Below are 17,666 nucleotides of genomic sequence, written 5' to 3'. Positions count from 1 at the left end.
GGAACGCACGTGCATCAACGAGTGACTGGCAGCTCCAGATCGACGCCAGAGCCATCGATAAAGGCCGGCAATCGCACGTCGCGCGAGGGCAATGCGACCGTGGCCAATCCCGGCGTCGTCAACTCACCGCGTTGATTCTCCGCAGCCAACTCGATATCCACCAGGCCAACCTGATCCTTCACATATTTGCGTATCACCTTGCCTTTGCAGAAGGTGGTGTCACCCATGATGTTGAACCGGCGCATTTCCGTACGGACGCGCTTTAACACCCCAGCGTCGCCCATCCAGTTCGTCACGAGCGAGCACATCCATGATGAACGCTGCGGGCCATAGTCATAGGTGCCAGGCACCCCGACTTCTTTGGCCACCGACTCGCGATGGTGGCCAATACCGGTGTATTCGACGCCGCCGCCCGCCTCCGGATTGCGGAAGAAATGCCCCGGATGCTTCACCGCCGCCTGCAACACCACGCCATGCGTATGGCCGCGGCCGCATCCCACCAGGAAGCCCATCGTGTCCATCAGCGACAAGGGACCACGCGCAATCGTCGGCAATTCTTCGCCGACCTCGACGTCCTCCCAATAGCGCACGTTAGCGCCACGGATCTGCTTGGGCTCGTTCAGCACCATTTCGTCGATGCGATCGCGCTCTTCGTCGGTGTACTCATGCTGGACGATTTCTTTGTACTTGCCCGTATCACGCGCCGCTTTGCGTTCGTGGCGCGTGCAAGTCCCCAACGCCCGCGCGATCAACTCGCCACGCTGGTTGTAATAGCTGGCCTCGACATACTGCAGCACCAGCCGGCCCGAGAATTTGCTTTCTTTTTCTTCCACGCCCACCACGCGCTCAATGGCGGTGATGCGGTCATTCGGACGCACGTGCCGGAATAGCTCCCAATCGTTGCCGGCATAAAAACCATGAACACCCGGCAATCCCCATCGAGTGCGGCCCAGCCAACCAAACGCCATGGGAAACATGGGGTGACCGAGCAGCGAACCGTAGCGCGTGCCGCTGGCATAGCCCACATCGCGATACAAGGGGTTCAAATCGCCTATGCCATTGCACCAATTGCGCAATGTATCGGGCGTCGCGTCCTGCAGATACGGGCCTTCGGGCCGCAAATGCAGGCCGATCATGGCGCGTGCCGCGGCAATGGCTTCGTCTGTGATGCGCCCTTCGGCCGGCGCGTTGCCTACATCGGACTGGGCAATATTCAAAACGGTACTCATAGGTCAGCTCCTTGGCTAAATCAATAAAATGCAGAATGCATTCTTTGAATGATCACAACTCCGCCTCAACGGCAAAGTCACTCCTGATTTGGGAAACTATTCGATGCGGATACCCGCGGCGTTGATGATCCCGCCCCACTTGGTACGTTCATCCTGCACGAACGAATCCAGTTGAGCAGGCCCCATCACCAGCGGCTCTACCCCTATGTCCATCATGCGGCTGCGCGTCGCAGGTTGTTGTTGCACGCGCTGTATCAGCTCGCCCACGCGTGCAACAATGGCCGCAGGCGTTCCGCGCGGTGCAAACAGAGCGTCCCATGCCACCACGTCGAAACCCGTCACGCCCTGCTCTGCTATGGATTTCACGCCTGGCAACATGTCGCTGGCGTGCAACGATGAAATCCCCAACGCGCGCAGCTTTCCGCTCAACACATGGGGCCGTGCCGCCGTCACCGTATCGATCACCAGAGGAATCTGGCCGCCCATCGTGTCAGCCAACGCCTGACCGGAAGCCTTGTATTTCACGGCAAACAACGGTGCCTGCGCTGATTTTTCAAACTCGGCGAACACGACCTGTGCGGTCGTGCTGGGCAATCCCACATTGAGCGTGCGGGGCTTGGCACGGGCACGCTCAATGAGCGTAGCGATACCATTAGCAGGCAAGTCTGCCGCGGACGTGCACAACACCATAGGCAGCAGGCCGATCATTGCCACGCCCATAAAATCCGCGGCAGGATCAAAGCCCAGGTTGCTATAGAGAAACTCATTGGCCGCATTGGTGGCGTTCGTTCCCAACAGGAACGTGTAGCCATCCGCATTCGATCGCGCTGCGTTGGCCGTGCCTATATTTCCGCCCGCGCCAGCACGATTCTCGATGATGATGGGTTGCGTCAGTGTCTTGCCCAGCTCTTGCGCGATCAGCCGTGCCAACAGGTCAGCGCCTTGGCCCGCGGCATAGGGGACCACGATGCGTATCGGCTTATCCGGCCACGATGCTGCGGACACCGGCAATGCGCGTGCAGGCAGTCCCAGCCCCGCCAAGCCTGCCGACATTCCCCATGCCGCGCCCGTACGCAAAAATCTCCGTCTGCTCGAGCGCAATTCACCTGTTGTCTTCATGCTGTCTCCATGCCCTATACACACGATTTATATTTATGCCACCCGCATCTACAAAACCAAGCCCGCACGTGGCCATGGCACCGCCAATAGCTGTCCATAGCCCGACAGCGTGATATAGGCCGTGCGCAGATCGGCGCCGCCAAAGCAGATGTTGGTGCAATACCCCTCGGGCGCCTCGTGAAATTCAAGCCACTGGCCAGAAGGGCTGAAGACACTGATGCCGCCGCGTACCAAGGTGGCTACGCAAATATTGCCGCCCTGCTCCACCGCCAACGAATCAAACCGCTGATATCCCGGCAGGCCGTGCACCAAACGCCCCCCGCACGGTGACGGCCAGGGCTCCTGGGTCAATACGCCGGGCGCTTCGATCGCGTAGGACCATAAGCGGCTGGTCTCCGTCTCCGAGACATATAGCGTATGACCATCGGGCGACAAGCCAATACCATTTGGCGTCAATACCGGATGCGCCGCCCGGCGAATAGCGCTGCCATCAGCGCGCGCGTAATACACTGCGCCACGCAGGATACGGTCTTCAAACGTCTTGCCGAAGTCGGTGAACCAGAATCCGCCGTGTGCATCGAACACGATATCGTTCGGCCCATGCAGGGACACCCCATCACAATGCGTATACAACGTCGTCACTGCCCCTGTCTCAACATCGACACGTTGAATACTGCCGCCGGCGTAGTCCGTCGCAGGGCCGATCGGCCGCGTAAATCCATCCTCCGTACGCCAGCTGAAGCCGCCGTTGTTGCAGACATAGCACTGCCCATCAGGCCCCAACGCCGCGCCATTGGGGCCACCACCCAACGTGGCCACGACACTCACCCGTCTATCGGGCGACACACGCAGCAGGCGTCCCCCGGCGATCTCCACGACCAACACGCTTCCATCCGGCAACGCCACCGGCCCCTCGGGAAACTGCAATCCAGATGCGATGACCTCGCCTTGGAGTTTTAGAGACTGCATACCGTGTCCTTGTTCATGATCATGATGGCGCATTGGGTGGAACGTAACCGCTCGATGACTCACGCGGCCTTGGCGCTCCCGGAAGACGATCCGGCTGATGCAGACGACGACTGATTGCGAGAACCGAGATAAGCATCAATCGCGCGTTGCCGTCCCTCGCGGCTGCGCATCTCGGCCTCGTCCAGCTCACCCACAATATGGCCATGACGCAGCACCCAGGCATGAGAGGCCAGCTTGGCAGCCGCATGAAAACTCTGCTCGACCAACAACGCACAAAGGCGCTGTTCCTGTTGAATCCTCGCCAGGCGCTCATACACGCGTGCCACCAGCAACGGCGCCAAACCCAACGACGGCTCGTCCAGCAACAACAACTGCGGTCCTGACATCAAGCCCCGCCCGATGGCCAACATCTGCTGTTCACCGCCGCTCAACAATCCTGCCGCCGCCCGTCGCCGATTGGCGATCTCGGGAAAGAAATCCATGACCATCTGTTCGCGTTGTGCACGCGTGCGCGCGTCGACGAAATATGACCCCAGCCTCAGGTTCTCCTGAACGGTCAGGTCGGACACGATGGCGCGGCCCTCCGGCACATACACAATGCCCAGACGAAATCGCTGTGCGGCGCCCAGGCGCGTAATATCCCGCCCCCGGAACAGGATCGTGCCCTGGGCCGGCTCCAGACCGGCGATCGCCCGCAGCGTGCTGGACTTCCCTGCCCCGTTTGCACCCAACAAGGCGGCAACCTTCGAGTCCGTCATCGCAAAACCGATCCCGTGCAATACGGGCCCCGCGCCATAACGCACCGTCAATCCCTCGACCCGCAGCAAATCCGCCGTGACGTCAATCATCCTCGTCTCCCAGGTATACCCGCACCACGTCGCGGTTACCACGGATCTGCTCTGGACTGCCCGATGCCAGCACGCGCCCCACGTTCAGCACATGGATGGTGTCGCATACTTCCATGATCAAATCCATATCGTGCTCGACCACCACCAGCACCAGACCTGGAGCCCGCAGCTTTTTCAAGGCAGACGCCAAGTCCGCCGTTTCCACGGAGTTCAATCCCGCAGCGGGCTCGTCCAGTAACAACACACGGGGATGAGCGGCAATAGCACGTGCAATTTCGGCCAGCCGCAGCACGCCCGGCGGCAGTTCGGCAGGCATCACGTCAGCCACATGCGCTACCCCCAGGCGATCCAGTGCCGCCAAGGCGCGCTCGCGATGCAGGGCATTTTCCTTTTTCCCTTTGGGCAGCGGCAGAAACGCGTCCAGCCACCCCGCGCTCGCCTCACGGTCCAGGCCGATCATCACGTTCTCGACCACACTCAACTCCGGGCACAAGGCAACGTGCTGAAAACTGCGCGAGAATCCCAACGCCGCACGTTCAGTGGGCCCCATTTTCTCGAGGTGTTCCTCGCCCAGCAGAATGCTGCCTTGCTGCGGGCAATACAAGCCCGTCAGGCAATTAAAAAAACTCGTCTTGCCGGCACCGTTCGGCCCGATTAGGCCGGTGATTTCCCCCGGCAACAATCGCATACCGACATGCTGCAGAACCTGTATGCCGCCGAACGACAACGACAAGTCCTCGACCACCAACGGTGCCTGCTCCAATACATCGGCCGTCATGCCTGCCCCCCTTGGAGCCTCGCCCGCACCGATGCCGGCAACGCGTTGAATCCCAGCACGACAGTCAATAATGCCGCCCCGTACAGAATAGGCACCCAGTCACCGGCGCCGGCCAACAGCAAGGGCATCAAGGTCAAAAACGCGCCGCCTATCACACCGCCTGCGATGGACAGCGAATACAGACTCACTACCGATCCCACCAGCAGAAAAATCGAGGTCCACAACGTAAAGCTGTTCGGCGATACCGTGGACGAGCTGAACGACAGCATCGCCCCGCCGATCGCGGCGATACCGCCACTGAGCGCCATGCAGCTCAGGCGCGCCCAGCTTCGGCGCACGCCGAACGACTCGGCGGCATGAGCCGAAGTACGAATCAGCAACAATGCCTTGGCCTGGCGCGAGCGCCGAAACTGACGCAGCAACATGACAACCGCCACCAACCCCGCCAACGGCAAGTAATACCGCTGCATTTCCTTGGACATGCCGGGTAATGCATCGAGCTTGACGTACAGGCCTTCGTAGCCGCCCGTCACCGACGAAAAATGCAACAGGACTTCAGGCAAGGCCAGCGCTAGCGCCATTGTGGCCACAGCCAAATAAATTCCCGACAAGTGACGCGATGGAAAGGCAAAGATCATACCCAGTACCGCCCCTGCCAACGCCGCCACCGGCAAGCTCATCAACAGCGATACGCCGGCGTACTTCTCCATCAACGCAACGGCGTAGGCTCCAGCCGCCACAAACACGCCATGGCCGATCGAGACCTCGCCACCGTAGCGCACCAGAAACCCTACCGAAATAACTGCAATGGCATTTGCGAAGCACAATCCCACGGTATAGGTCCAATATCCGCCCACCACGATAGGCAGCAGCAGCAACACAACTGCCCCGGCAATGCCCGCACTCGTGCTCCACCGCTGAAATACCGTGACATGCGTTTGAGGGCCGGGCTTGCTGGCCGAGTCGTTCACCGACATCATCACACTAGACACGAACACCTCCACGCACAGCAAGAATGCCCTTGGGGAATATGTTCAGCACAATCAGAATCGTCAGCAACAAATACGTATTGGTGAACTCGGCCGCCACATAGAACGACAGCAGATTCATGATCACACCGATAAAGATGCCACCCAGCACGGCGCCCGGCAAACTGTTGAACCCGCCAACCACCGCCGCCGCAAAGGCCTGCAACATGAACGAGGCCACGCTGGTCGATGACAAAAACGTCGTAGGCACGATCAGCAGCGACGCCACCAGCCCCAATAGCCCCGCCACAATCCAGGAAAACAGATGTACGCGCCGCAGACTCAATCCGCACACGCGGCTGGCGAATGGGTTGGCCGATACCGCACGAAAAGCAATGCCGATACGCGTGCGTTCGATCAGTACGTATAGCAGCCCAATCGCCAACGCAGTCGTCGCCAGCACGGCCATGTCGTAGGAGGTCACCAGGATGGGCCCAAGTTCTGCCCGCCAATCGGGCAAAGGCAGATCCAGCGAGACGACGTTAGAACCAAACAGTAATTGTGTCGCCCCTTGAGCGATCAATCCAACGCCGAGCGTCGCGATCGTGCTGGTCAAATCCGATTTGAACACCAAAGGCGCAATCAAAAAATAACTGATCGCCATGACCGCAATCATGATGACGAACGTCAGCACTACGGCGGCTCCCCATGCCATATTGGAAAAAATCCCAGCGGTGAAGCCGAACACCAGGAATGCCGCCAGACCGGCCAGATTGCCGTGCGCAAAATTCACGACATTCGAGCTTTTATAGATCAGCACGATGCCTATCGCGCCCATCGCATACAGACATCCGCTGATCATTCCCGCCCAGACCAGGCCGATGACGTCATCCATGACGGCCGCTCCCCGATGCAGACGGCACTGCGTCCTTATCCTGGCGATGAGTTTGCGCCTTGTCTCGCGCCATGCCCGTTCGCACAGCACTGCCATCGATATCGACGCCTTGATCGATGATTTCAATAACGGCAGGAAAGTATCTCCCGCTGTAGCCTGCGCTCGCCGTCGCAGCGTAATAGCGCTGAGCCAATTCCACCACCCGGGCTGTCACTGCCATTTGCCCTGCCAGTTCCGCCACATACGACAGATCCTTCAAGACATACTCGGGGGGAAAGGATTTTTCGGGAAAATGTCGTGGCAGCATGGCGCGGCGTCCATGATTACGCAACACAAAACTGTCGCCGGACCCCTTGGATACCGCATCCAGCAGCACCTCCGGCTGTACGCCCGCACGCTCGCCCAGCACCATCATTTCCGCTAACGCCATCGTGTTCTCGAACACCAACGCGTTGTTAATCAGCTTCACGACCTGGCCGCATCCCACATCGCCGCAGCGTGTGACATCCGATCCCATGTAATGCAGCCACGGTTCGATGCGCGCATACAGATCTGCGTGGGCGCCTACCATGATGCTGAGTTCGCCGCGCTGGGCAGCCTCGCGGGTACGTGCGACAGGCGCATCGGCAAAAGCCACACCCAGCTCCTTTAACCGCGCGGCCACGGCACGGGCCGAGGCGACCGTTGTCGTACTGAGATCGACTATCGCGTCAGGCTGACGCGGGCCTCGCACCAACCCCTGCTCTCCGAGGCACACGCGCTCCACCTGCGGTCCGCCCGGCAAAGACAAGAACACCACATCAGCCCGCGCCGCGACCTCGGACACACTCGCTGCGCGGCGCGCGCGGGTTCCCTCCAACGCCGCAAATGCCTCTGCATTCATATCGAAAGCAATCACCTCGCCGGCGTGTTTGCTCGCGACGTTTCTACACATCGGGCCGCCCATCACGCCTAGCCCGATAAATCCCAAGGTTGCTTGCGCGTTTGCCATGATGCGTCTCCGGCGTTCAGGCCATCCACATACCGCCGCTGATATCCAGCGACGTACCAGTGATCCAGTTCGAAGCCGGTGAACACAGGAACAGCGCGGCCTGGGCAATATCGTCCGGATTGCCATAACGGCCCAACGGCACCGTCGCATTCGCCGCCGGAGCGCCTTCTTTGGTGATGCTCGCCCACATCGCCGTCTCGACGGGTCCCGGCGCCAAGGTATTGGCGTACACGCCGTGGGGTGCGCCGGCTTTGGCGATCCATCGCATCATGCCGTGCACCGCCGACTTCGAGGCGACATAGGCCGGACCGGAGGCCACGCCGCCATTCTTTGCGGCAATGGAGCCCGCCGCCAAAATTTTTCCAAACCCCTGGTCGCACATCAACGGAAACAGCTTGCGCGCGGGATTCACTACCCCGCGAACATTGACCGACATCAATGCGTCCCACTCATCATCCGTACTGTCGGCCAATGTAGTCCGGGCAATAATGCCTGCGCACAGCACGAGAATATCGATCTTGCCGTAGTCCTTGAGCACGCCATCGATCACGCTGTCCGTTTGCGCCCGCGAGGTCACATCGTATTGGCGATAGTCAATCTCGGGGCCGATATCTGCGCGCTCTGCCCGGTCCGTGGCGATCACCCTTGCCCCCGCCTGCTTGAACGCATTCGCAATGGCGCGCCCCATTGAACCTGCACCGCCGGTGATGAAAGCGACTTGTCCTTGCAGGTCTGCAGGACCGCTTAAATGTTGTGCCATTGTCTTTTGTCTCCTGAATGTATTGTTCAACACCGATCCAGATGTAGCGCCGGGCGAATGCGCTGTGCCCGTGCACACGACTGGCCCAATCAGCGATAAGTGGCCTTGGCAGACATGGCCAACTCGCCGTCTGGACCGCGGGCCCATACGTCGACACTGCCGTCATCCGCCTCGCGGCCCTCCAATTGAAATGGATGGGCGACAAACAACGGACTCACACCGCGAAAATCAAAGCTCGACAATTGGCGTCCGTCGCCGTATTCCAGGGCGAATTGCTGCAATAACGTCGCTGTCAGCGGCCCATGCACGACGAGGTCCGGATAACCCTCTTCCTGGCGCGCATAGGCCTGATCGTAATGAATACGATGACCATTGAAAGTCAATGCCGAATAGCGAAACAGCAATGTGGTGTCGGGCCACACCTCACGCCCCCATTGCGCGATTTCCTCGTGACGGGCAGGCTTGACCGGCGTCGCTGATGCGCTCGTTGCCGTCGTCACAGGCGTCGCCTCGCGATACACGATGTCCTGTTCCTCCACGATGCAATCCCGCTGTTGGCACGTAGTCGTATGCTGCACCGTCACGAACCAAAGCGATCCGCGTTTGCCGACTTTGTTCTCGACCTTCAGAATACGGCTCTGCCGGGTCGCCTGCTCGCCGATAGGCAAGTCATTCAGATACCGAATACGGCTGCCAGCCCACATACGGCGCGGCAATTCAATGGGCGGTAAAAAACCGCCCCGCTGCGGGTGGCCATCCGTTCCCAATCCGCTGCGCCGGGCTGCCCCATTGAAAAACAGCCACTGCCAGCCAGGCGGCAAAGCCTCCCCCTGGGCAGGCGTCTTTTCCCAATCCAAGGTCGCGGCCATTGCCGCTACCGTATTCACATTCACATACTCTGTACGCGACTCTTCGCGGCCCACCCATGCTGCATACAGCTCGCTCACACTCATTCCCCTACGATAGTTTTGCGTCAAAAACGGCTGCAGGATAGGGCTCGAATCCACGCACCAGCTTGAACCCGCCACCGCTTTGCGCCTGGATGATGCCTTCTTGCCGCGCGCCCCGGTGGTCTCCTGCCTTGAAGGTCACTTCACGCGCGCCGCCCACGGCGCGGTTCGTCATCGTTTCCATCACGTCGACCAGGCTCGCGCGCGTCAACGGTTTGCCGCTGGCCAACAGCATGCGGAACCCTTCGACAAACAGCGAGGCGTTACTCCAGCCATTCAGGCCAAACACGCCAATGGGATCGTTGGGATAGCGCTTGGCGACTGTGTCGCGATAGGCTTTGATGGCTGCATCATCCGCGTCGACCGGCATCAACCATGACGAAAAATACGTTCCGTCCAGTAGCTTGCCGGCCAATTTGTACGTGGTCGGATCCGCCGTAAAAAATGGCGCCATCCATTTGGCTTTCAGTCCCAGACGGTCTGCTGTCTTTAACGCTGCGGCTAAATTCGCATTCGATCCGAACAAAATCACGACTTCCGCCTTGGCATTCGCGATACGGCGGACATGCGGCGTGAAATCTGTACTGCGAACCTCAAATGGAATCGACTCCGCGGATTGCAGTTGCCGAGCCTGCATCAAGAGATCAAAACCCCGTTTTGCGGATCGTCCGAGCTCGTCGTTTTCCCATAGCAGTGCTACACGGCTGGCGTTGAGTCCATTGATGGCATAGTCCAGATTGGATGCCGCAGACCATCCGTAATCCGGCAACAAGGGGAAGACCAGGCGTTCGGAAAACAAGGCCGTCGCCCCGCCGATCGGCCCGATCATCGGCAAGCCGACCTCTTTGGCATACGGAATCACTGCGACCGATTGCGCCGTGCCCACCGGCGCCGCCAATGCAAAGATCTTGTCCTCCTCTACCAGGCGCCGCGTTACTGCGACGCTGCGTGCGGGTTCATAGCCATCGTCATACGTGACGAACTTGATCTTCCAGCCGTCCAAGGCATTCGTATCGTTGACATGCTTAAAGCAAGCGTCGGCCGCTCGCGTCAGGATCGCATAGAACGGCACCGGCCCAGTCACCGGCGTGAACGCGCCCACCGTCACCGTCTTGGATGCGGCATCGATACCAACCGCGCCCTGTTGTGCTCGCGCCCAGCCCGGCAAAGCGATGGTAGCCGCTGCCGCACAACCAGAAAGAAAAGTCCTTCTGCGCATGTCTCGTCTCCGTTTTTTGCATCGATCGTGATCTGTCGCACGACTTAGAATGCATTCTATATTTTAATTTGAGCCGAAGAATACGTACTTTCCCTAGTGAATTTAGATAAAACTCAGGCTTTTTAAAAATATAGAATGCATTCTTTATCAAAACATGCAGGAGACACTCGATGACTACCCCTACCCTTACCGGTTACCGCATCATTGAATTAGGCACCATGCTGGCGGCGCCATTTGCCGCGCACATCCTTTCGCAACTGGGTGCGGACGTCATCAAGGTCGAACCGCCTAGAGGGGACCCCACTCGCAGTCTGGTGCGCGGTGGTCCCAGCGGCACCTTCATCGCTTATAGCCATGGCAAAAAAAGCGTATGCATCGATCTTGCCAGTCCTGCAGGCTACGACGCGTTTTGCAAACTGCTGCAGACCGCCGATGTGCTGGTGCATAACCTGGCGCCGAACGCCGCGCGCAAGCTGCGGCTCTCACGCGACGATTGCGCCGCGATCAATCCCAAACTGATCTATTGCCATATTCGTGGCTATGCTGCGGGCCCGCAGGAAAACGACCTAGCATCGAACCCGGTCGCCGAAGCCTCCACTGGCGTCATGGAGGGCAACCGGATCAACGGCCGTCCTAGCCGGCTCGGGCCGTCGTACCACGATCAGTTTGCCGGCGCCTATGCGGTCATCGGCATTTTGTCGTCATTGATTCAACAACAGCAGCAAGACCAAGGCGATCACGTCGAAGTCGGCCTGTACGAAACCGGCCTGCACGTGGCCTCGCGCGATCTGGTGGGCGTACAACTCAAGACGCAATTACTCGGGCGGCCAGAGCGCGAGCCGCACGGCGAGTTCAGCATGCCAGGCTATGGCGCCTATCTGACTGCAGATGAGCGCTGGCTGTACTTGCTGATGCTCACCGATGGACATTGGCTGAAATTCTGCCAGGCGATGGAACTGCCGCAGGCGGACGACGCCAGCCTTTACCACCTACGCGACAGGAAAAAAGCGCGCGAACAGGTCGAGAGAATCGTTAGAGATGCCATCGCGGCTTGCCCCTTCGACGAGGTCGTTGCCCGGTTAAAAGCCAACGGCGTCGGCTGCACCGAAGTATTGCCGCTGGAGCGCGTTTTAGAAGCCCCTCAGGCGCATCAACCGGGCAAACTGCGGCACGTCCAGTATCGCGGGCTGGCGTTCGACGTTCCGGAATTTCCGCGTCTGCAGGTTGCTGGAGCAGACGCCTCCCCATTGCCGCCCGCTGAGCTGGGCGAGCACACCCTGGAAGTGCTGCGCAAGGCCGGGTTATCGCCCGAGCAATGCGAAGCGCTACTGGCCAGCGGCGCCATTGCCGCAGTTCACGCTGGCGACTTTGCATGGGCGCCAGTACGTAAAGACGCTTGAACGGGCAGGTCACGCCGTTCTGACGACAACGGAGACAACAATGCGTAGACTCACCTTTGTAAGAGGGGCAAAACGGCCCCTGGCAACCCAAGTCGTTTCACCTATCCTGAGCCGCATCGCCGCCTGCGCGGCATCGGTGTCCCTATTGGCTACAGCCGCTCCATCAACAACACACGCTGCTGACTTTCCCGACAAACCCATTCGATTGGTCGTGGGATTCCCGCCAGGAGGAGGCGCGGATTTTGTCGCCAGGCAAGTCGCACAACAGCTCGGGGAAACCCTGCGCACCAGTGTGGTCGTCGACAACAAGCCCGGCGCAAACGGCACCATCGCCGCATCCGAAGTCGCGCGCAGCGCCGCCGACGGATACACCCTGCTGCTCGGCGTAACCGCGTCGCAGGCCATCAGCCCGGCATTGACGCCGTCGCTGCCCTATGACGCGGTCAAGGATTTCACGCCCATCACGCAGATCGGCTATACCCCGCTGGTGCTCATCGTGAATCCGAAATTACCGGTCAAATCCCTTGCGGATTTCCTGCAATATGCCAAGGACAGCAAAAAGCCCGTCGTCTACGGCTCGGCAGGTATCGGCAATATTACCCACCTGGCAGCAGAAATGTTCCTGCAATCAGCAGGGGCGAAAAACTTTCAACACGTTCCCTACAAGGGCAGCGCCCAGGTCATCACCGACCTGATAGGCGGCAGAGTGGATGCTTATTTCGATACCCTCCCATCGTCATTGCCCTATATCCAAAGCGGACAAGTGCGCGCCCTGGCAGTCACCAGCAGCGAACGGGCGAGCAATGCGCCGGACATTCCTACGGTGCAAGAAGCAGGCGTGCCCGGATTCCACACCACAACCTGGTTCGGCGTGTTTGGTCCGGCAAAACTCAGCCCGAAAATCACGGAGGCTCTGTACGCCGCCACTCGCGACAGCATGGGAAGCAAGGCTGCCAAAGACCGCATGATCACGCGTGGCGTACAGCCGGTACTGGATTCACCAGATCAATTCGCGAACGAATTGCAGGCGGATCTGAAACGTTGGCGAGATGTCGCCCAAAAGGCCAACATCTCGCTCTGACGGAATCACCGCGGACGCTTGTCAATCACCCGCCGCGCCTTACCCGTCAACGTACGCTCGACAAAGCCGCACTCCGCAACACGGACTCTGGCAGTCACACCGATATACGACTTGACGGCATGCTGCAATTGTTTGCCTAGCGCCTCGCGCTCTGCCTCTGGCAAATTCGCAAACTCGTCGCGCACCTCGGTCAGGATTTCCAACTCGTCCAGATGTCCGTTGCGCGTCAACACCAGTTGATAATGCGGCGCGAGCTGTGCGATTTTCAGGACCTGTTCTTCAACCTGAGTGGGGAACAGGTTCACCCCGCGCACAATCAACATATCGTCGCTACGACCCGTGATCTTGCCGATACGGCGCATACTGCGCGACGTGGGCGGCAGCAGACGCGTCAAATCGCGAGTTCGGTAGCGAATGATGGGCATCGCCTCTTTCGTCAACGAGGTGAATACCAGCTCGCCCGACTCGCCGTCAGCCACGGGCGCGCCGGTTTCCGGATTGATGATCTCGGCGTAGAAGTGATCCTCCCATACTACCGGGCCGTCCTTGGTTTCCACACATTCGCTGGCCACGCCCGGCCCCATTACTTCGGACAATCCATAGATATCGACCGCATCGATCGCCGCCTCGGTTTCGATATCCTGGCGCATCTGCCCCGTCCAGGGCTCGGCGCCAAAGATGCCGATACGCAGCGAGCTCTGACGCGGGTCAATCCCCTGACGGCGTTGTTCTTCGAGGATATTGCAGAAATACGAAGGGGTGACCATGATGATGTCCGGTCGGAAATCATTGATCAGCTGCACTTGCTTTTCAGTCTGGCCGCCCGACATGGGGATCACCGTGCAACCCAATCGCTCGGCCCCGTAATGCGCGCCCAGCCCGCCAGTGAACAGCCCATAGCCATAGGCCACATGCACAATATCGCCCGCCTTGCCACCGGCCGCACGAATCGAACGCGCCACCAGATTCGCCCAGTTATCCAGGTCTTGCGCGGTATAACCCACCACTGTGGGCTTGCCCGTCGTGCCGCTGGACGCGTGCACGCGCGACACCCTTTCACGCGGCACGGCGAACATGCCAAAAGGATAGTTGTCGCGCAGATCTTTCTTGGTCGTAAAAGGAAACTTGGCGATATCCGACAGATGCTTCATATCATCTGGGTGCACACCTGCCGCATCGAACGCCTGTTTATAGTGCGGCACGTTCTGATAAGCATGGGTCACCGTCCACTGCAGGCGCTGCAGCTGTAAAGCCTCGATTTCGTCGCGGCTCGCATGTTCGATGAGATCCAGTCCCGGCTTGCTCACGGTGTTGGACATGGTGCTGTCTCCTGAAATACTGTACGGCTTCTCGCCGCTTTATCAACGTAATCAACAAGTATGGCGAGGCCGCAATACCCGGGTATGAATGGCCATCAACGCTCTGGCGGTGCACCCACGATCTGGCCTTTGATGCGATAGGAACGCCCGCGAAACAACGCCAACTGCTTGCCATCCTGATTGGTGATGGTGACGTCATAAACGCCGGTGCGCCCCGCCAGCGAACGCTCTTGCGCCACGGCCGTCAACACGTCTCCGGCAAATCCAGGCGCCAGAAAATCAATCGTGCACCCCGAGGCCACCGTACTGACATTGCGCGAATTGCACGAAAAAGCAAAGGCGCTATCCGCCAAGGAAAACAAAAAGCCCCCATGGCACGTCTGATAGCCATTGAGCATGTCTGGGCGTACGGGCATCGTCAGGCGCGCGTAGCCGGGCGCAATCTCGACGACCTGCATGCCCAGGCCCTGGGTCGCTGCGTCGGCCGCGTACATCGTGTCTCCAACGGCCTGCGCGAGAGCCTGGGGATCGGTAGGGACATCAAGATCCTGCTTCGGTGCCGAGGGGGTTGTCAGTCCAGTGTGCATGTCGGTAGGCGTATCTCTAGGTTGCTGTGAAACAGGGCCCCGGTCTCACGGGGCTTGCGGCGATCACTGCCCTTTGAATTGCGGCTCGCGCTTGGCCATGAATGCCGCTACGCCTTCGGCATAGTCGGCGCTGCGTCCCAATTCACGCATCAGGTCGCGCTCCAGGTTCAACTGCGTCGAGAGGTCATTTTGCAAGCTCACCTGCAAGGCTTGTTTCGTGCTGGCCAATCCGCGTGTCGGCGCTGACGCAAAATGCGTGGCCAGCTTGTCCAGTGTCACCTCGAATTCCGTATCGGGCACGCATTGCCAGATCAGGCCCCAGTCCTGGGCCTGGCGAGCGGTGAGCTTGTCGCCCAACATCGCCAATCCCATCGCGCGCGCACGTCCCACCAGACGAGGCAGCACATATGTGCCACCGGTATCCGGGATCAAGCCGAGACGGCAGAACGACTGGATGAAACTGGCGGATTCCTTGGCGATCACGATGTCGCCTGCAAAGGCCAGATTGGCCCCTGCTCCTGCTGCGACCCCATTCACACCGACCACCACAGGCATAGGCAGCGCGTTCAGGCGACGCACCAACGGTGCATAGAACTTCTCTACCGTCTCGCCCAGATCGGGAGGTATGCCGTCTGCGGCCATCTGACGCTCGCTCAGGTCCTGACCTGCGCAAAACCCGCGCCCGGCGCCCGTCAGGACCAGCACACGTGCCCCCTCGTTCTCGACTCGGGTCAATGCATCGGCCACCTCGCCATGCATGGTGGCGGTAAAGCTATTGAGCTTTTCGGGACGATTCAGCGTCAGACGTGCGATGCCGCCAGACAGATCGAACAGGATGCTTTGATAAGTCATGGAATTCGCTCCTGTCAGACGTGACGGCGCGTCTGCACGACGCGAAAGCGGTTGGACACAAAGGCCGAATCCGACAACGCGGCATTGGCCGCCGGGTTGGCGCCCGTGCCATGAAAATCGCTGAACGCGGCAGTCTGGTTCACGAACACGCCGCCCGTCAGATTCAACGACAGCGCCACGCCCGACACCTCTGCCGCATCCTGGATCCGGGCCGCGACATCGTCATCCGTCGTGTAGGCGCCAAAGGACAGCGCGCCGTGCTGGATCACACTATTGCGCGCCAGTTCAATACTGTGCGCCGTCGAGTCCGTCGCTACGACGAAAGCAATCGGCCCGAACCATTCTTTGCTGATGTCGGGATTGCTGGCGTCGGTACGCAGCACCAGCGGCGTATGCACCCTCGCGTTTTCAAATTGAGGATGCGCCAGCGACTGGCTGTCCACCACGACTGGCAGGCCCAATGCGCGAGCCTGTTCGATGCGTTGGACGATGCCTTCGTTTTGAATCGCCCCCGTCAGTTCCACTGCCTTGGCGGGATCGGCGCAAAGTTTGCCCACGGCCGTTCCCAATGCCGCGGCGACGTCGTCGAAACTGACGTGCCCCTCTGCCGTTTTAATACCATCGCGAGGCACGTAGATATTTTGCGGCGCCGTGCACATCTGCCCGGAATACAAGGCCAGCGAAAAGGCCAGGTTGCGCACCACGCCTTTCAGGTCCTCGGCCGAGTCGATGATGATCTGGTTGACACCTGCTTTCTCGGTGTACACCTGGGCCTGGCGGGCGTTTTGCTCCAGCCAATTGCCGTTGGCGCTGCTGCCGGTAAAGTCGATGATCTTGACGGAGGGATCCTGAGCCAACTGCTGTGCGGTATCGTCGCCCGCAGCATGCGCGGCCAACTGCACAACGTTGGGATCAAAGCCCGCTTCGGCCAGGACTTCGCGCGCCACCTGCACCGTGATCGCCAGCGGCAGAATGGCGCTGGGATGCGGTTTGACGATCACGACGTTGCCTGTTGCCAAACTGGCAAACAAGCCCGGATAGCCGTTCCAGGTCGGAAAGGTCGAGCAGCCAATCACCAGCGCCGTACCACGAGGCACTACCGTGAAACGCTTTTCCATCTTGATGGGATCATTCTTGCCCTGCGGTTTTTCCCACAACGCCACATCGGGAATACGCGCCATTTCCTGCCAGGCATAGGTCACTGCCTCGAGGCCACGGTCCTGCGCATGCGGGCCGCCTGCCTGAAAAGCCATCATAAAACCCTGGCCTGTGGTGTGCTGAACCGCGTGCGCGATCTCGAAACTGCGCCGATTCACGCGTGCCAGGATTTCCAGCGATACCCCAACCCAGGTGCGCGGTCCGGCACGGCGCCAGGATTCGAACGCTTGAGCGGCGGACTGTACCAGCACGGCCGGCGGCACACGCGGATACGTAATATCCAGGGCGAAACCATAAGGCGATTGCTCGGCACCCACCGTACCGTCGGCACCGCTGAGTTCCAACGGAAAAGGCTTGCCGCGCAAAGCTTCGAAAGCGGCGCGTCCGTCCTCATTGGCAGTCTCGCCATAGTTGCGTGGGCTGGGTGACTCGGCGAATGGACTCCAATAACCACGATCGGCGGCGGCGGCCAAGGCACGCTCTAGCACAGGCTGATGGCGTTCGAAAAATTCTGATGACACGTGCAGTCTCCGGATAAATAGT

Annotated in this window: 17 protein-coding genes; 2 read left to right on the top strand and 15 right to left on the bottom strand. The window is 59.8% G+C overall.

The features are described 5' to 3' along the window. Nucleotides 1-14 precede the first annotated feature (14 nt). The 11 genes from ACNA0I_RS13030 to ACNA0I_RS12980 all read right to left on the bottom strand — a co-directional run bounded on the left by ACNA0I_RS13030 (nt 15) and on the right by ACNA0I_RS12980 (nt 10,726). The gene (locus ACNA0I_RS13030; protein ID WP_415806426.1) at nt 15-1,229 is read right to left on the bottom strand and encodes an FAS1-like dehydratase domain-containing protein; all 1,215 of its coding nucleotides are present in this window, start codon (nt 1,227-1,229) and stop codon (nt 15-17) included. Between the two features lie 96 nt (nt 1,230-1,325). After that, nucleotides 1,326-2,348, bottom strand: a complete 1,023-nt coding sequence (locus ACNA0I_RS13025; RefSeq protein ID WP_415806425.1) for a Bug family tripartite tricarboxylate transporter substrate binding protein — start codon at nt 2,346-2,348, stop codon at nt 1,326-1,328. 48 nt (nt 2,349-2,396) lie between these two features. Further along, entirely contained in the window at nt 2,397-3,317 is a 921-nt protein-coding gene (locus ACNA0I_RS13020; RefSeq protein WP_415806424.1) for an SMP-30/gluconolactonase/LRE family protein, read from the bottom strand. A gap of 59 nt (nt 3,318-3,376) precedes the next feature. Next, on the bottom strand, nt 3,377-4,165 hold the full coding sequence (locus ACNA0I_RS13015) for an ABC transporter ATP-binding protein (protein WP_415806423.1): 789 nt from the start codon (nt 4,163-4,165) through the stop codon (nt 3,377-3,379). Then, nucleotides 4,158-4,943, bottom strand: coding sequence for an ABC transporter ATP-binding protein (locus ACNA0I_RS13010; RefSeq protein ID WP_415806422.1), 786 nt, complete (start codon nt 4,941-4,943; stop codon nt 4,158-4,160). The genes ACNA0I_RS13015 and ACNA0I_RS13010 overlap by 8 nt, the downstream gene beginning before the upstream one ends. Beyond that, entirely contained in the window at nt 4,940-5,935 is a 996-nt protein-coding gene (locus ACNA0I_RS13005) for a branched-chain amino acid ABC transporter permease (protein WP_415806421.1), read from the bottom strand. The genes ACNA0I_RS13010 and ACNA0I_RS13005 overlap by 4 nt, the downstream gene beginning before the upstream one ends. Next, nucleotides 5,928-6,806 (bottom strand): branched-chain amino acid ABC transporter permease, encoded by an 879-nt coding sequence (locus ACNA0I_RS13000; RefSeq protein ID WP_415806420.1) that lies wholly within the window; start codon nt 6,804-6,806, stop codon nt 5,928-5,930. The genes ACNA0I_RS13005 and ACNA0I_RS13000 overlap by 8 nt, the downstream gene beginning before the upstream one ends. Further along, complete coding sequence (locus ACNA0I_RS12995) at nt 6,799-7,797, bottom strand: NAD(P)-dependent oxidoreductase (protein ID WP_415806419.1); 999 nt, start codon at nt 7,795-7,797, stop codon at nt 6,799-6,801. Before ACNA0I_RS12995 ends, ACNA0I_RS13000 begins: the two co-directional genes overlap by 8 nt. Nucleotides 7,798-7,813: 16 nt before the next feature. Beyond that, nucleotides 7,814-8,557 carry an SDR family NAD(P)-dependent oxidoreductase gene (locus ACNA0I_RS12990; RefSeq protein WP_415806418.1) on the bottom strand — a complete coding sequence of 248 codons (744 nt, stop codon included), beginning with the start codon at nt 8,555-8,557 and terminating at the stop codon, nt 7,814-7,816. 89 nt (nt 8,558-8,646) lie between these two features. Continuing rightward, nucleotides 8,647-9,504 (bottom strand): HTD2 family dehydratase, encoded by an 858-nt coding sequence (locus ACNA0I_RS12985; RefSeq protein ID WP_415806417.1) that lies wholly within the window; start codon nt 9,502-9,504, stop codon nt 8,647-8,649. Nucleotides 9,505-9,514: 10 nt separating this feature from the next. Beyond that, nucleotides 9,515-10,726 carry an ABC transporter substrate-binding protein gene (locus ACNA0I_RS12980; protein ID WP_415806416.1) on the bottom strand — a complete coding sequence of 404 codons (1,212 nt, stop codon included), beginning with the start codon at nt 10,724-10,726 and terminating at the stop codon, nt 9,515-9,517. Nucleotides 10,727-10,896: 170 nt separating this feature from the next. Between ACNA0I_RS12980 and ACNA0I_RS12975 the strand changes: the two genes are divergently transcribed. Together ACNA0I_RS12975 and ACNA0I_RS12970 are read left to right on the top strand one after the other, a co-directional pair. Beyond that, on the top strand, nt 10,897-12,126 hold the full coding sequence (locus ACNA0I_RS12975; RefSeq protein WP_415806415.1) for a CaiB/BaiF CoA transferase family protein: 1,230 nt from the start codon (nt 10,897-10,899) through the stop codon (nt 12,124-12,126). Nucleotides 12,127-12,166: 40 nt separating this feature from the next. Further along, entirely contained in the window at nt 12,167-13,207 is a 1,041-nt protein-coding gene (locus ACNA0I_RS12970) for a Bug family tripartite tricarboxylate transporter substrate binding protein (RefSeq protein ID WP_415806414.1), read from the top strand. Between the two features lie 5 nt (nt 13,208-13,212). On the opposite strand, the gene paaK is transcribed toward ACNA0I_RS12970, so the two are convergent. The 4 genes from paaK to paaN form a co-directional block, all read right to left on the bottom strand. Then, nucleotides 13,213-14,526: a phenylacetate--CoA ligase PaaK gene (paaK, locus tag ACNA0I_RS12965; protein ID WP_415806413.1), complete on the bottom strand. Its 1,314-nt coding sequence runs from the start codon at nt 14,524-14,526 to the stop codon at nt 13,213-13,215. A gap of 95 nt (nt 14,527-14,621) precedes the next feature. Then, nucleotides 14,622-15,113 (bottom strand): hydroxyphenylacetyl-CoA thioesterase PaaI, encoded by a 492-nt coding sequence (paaI, locus tag ACNA0I_RS12960; protein WP_415806412.1) that lies wholly within the window; start codon nt 15,111-15,113, stop codon nt 14,622-14,624. Nucleotides 15,114-15,176: 63 nt separating this feature from the next. Further along, a complete protein-coding gene (paaG, locus tag ACNA0I_RS12955) occupies nt 15,177-15,965 on the bottom strand; it encodes a 2-(1,2-epoxy-1,2-dihydrophenyl)acetyl-CoA isomerase PaaG (protein ID WP_415806411.1) in 789 nt (262 codons plus the stop codon). Nucleotides 15,966-15,979: 14 nt separating this feature from the next. Further along, entirely contained in the window at nt 15,980-17,644 is a 1,665-nt protein-coding gene (paaN, locus tag ACNA0I_RS12950) for a phenylacetic acid degradation protein PaaN (protein ID WP_415806410.1), read from the bottom strand. Between the last annotated feature and the right edge of the window lie 22 nt (nt 17,645-17,666).

It is taken from the genome of Bordetella muralis, from assembly GCF_965139205.1.
Classification (GTDB): Bacteria; Pseudomonadota; Gammaproteobacteria; order Burkholderiales; family Burkholderiaceae_B; genus Bordetella_A; species Bordetella_A muralis.
The sequence above is the reverse complement of the archived record's forward strand: the minus strand, read 5'-3'. Positions and strand labels throughout refer to the sequence as shown.

Bases quoted from the DNA above. Each gene is read 5' to 3' on its own strand.
- ACNA0I_RS13030 (WP_415806426.1), bottom strand. From the start codon at position 1,229: ATGAGTACCGTTTTGAATATTGCCCAGTCCGATGTAGGCAACGCGCCG.
- ACNA0I_RS13025 (WP_415806425.1), bottom strand. From the start codon at position 2,348: ATGAAGACAACAGGTGAATTGCGCTCGAGCAGACGGAGATTTTTGCGT.
- ACNA0I_RS13020 (WP_415806424.1), bottom strand. From the start codon at position 3,317: ATGCAGTCTCTAAAACTCCAAGGCGAGGTCATCGCATCTGGATTGCAG.
- ACNA0I_RS13015 (WP_415806423.1), bottom strand. From the start codon at position 4,165: ATGATTGACGTCACGGCGGATTTGCTGCGGGTCGAGGGATTGACGGTG.
- ACNA0I_RS13010 (WP_415806422.1), bottom strand. From the start codon at position 4,943: ATGACGGCCGATGTATTGGAGCAGGCACCGTTGGTGGTCGAGGACTTG.
- ACNA0I_RS13000 (WP_415806420.1), bottom strand. From the start codon at position 6,806: ATGGATGACGTCATCGGCCTGGTCTGGGCGGGAATGATCAGCGGATGT.
- ACNA0I_RS12995 (WP_415806419.1), bottom strand. From the start codon at position 7,797: ATGGCAAACGCGCAAGCAACCTTGGGATTTATCGGGCTAGGCGTGATG.
- ACNA0I_RS12990 (WP_415806418.1), bottom strand. From the start codon at position 8,557: ATGGCACAACATTTAAGCGGTCCTGCAGACCTGCAAGGACAAGTCGCT.
- ACNA0I_RS12980 (WP_415806416.1), bottom strand. From the start codon at position 10,726: ATGCGCAGAAGGACTTTTCTTTCTGGTTGTGCGGCAGCGGCTACCATC.
- ACNA0I_RS12975 (WP_415806415.1), top strand. From the start codon at position 10,897: ATGACTACCCCTACCCTTACCGGTTACCGCATCATTGAATTAGGCACC.
- ACNA0I_RS12970 (WP_415806414.1), top strand. From the start codon at position 12,167: ATGCGTAGACTCACCTTTGTAAGAGGGGCAAAACGGCCCCTGGCAACC.
- paaK (WP_415806413.1), bottom strand. From the start codon at position 14,526: ATGTCCAACACCGTGAGCAAGCCGGGACTGGATCTCATCGAACATGCG.
- paaI (WP_415806412.1), bottom strand. From the start codon at position 15,113: ATGCACACTGGACTGACAACCCCCTCGGCACCGAAGCAGGATCTTGAT.
- paaG (WP_415806411.1), bottom strand. From the start codon at position 15,965: ATGACTTATCAAAGCATCCTGTTCGATCTGTCTGGCGGCATCGCACGT.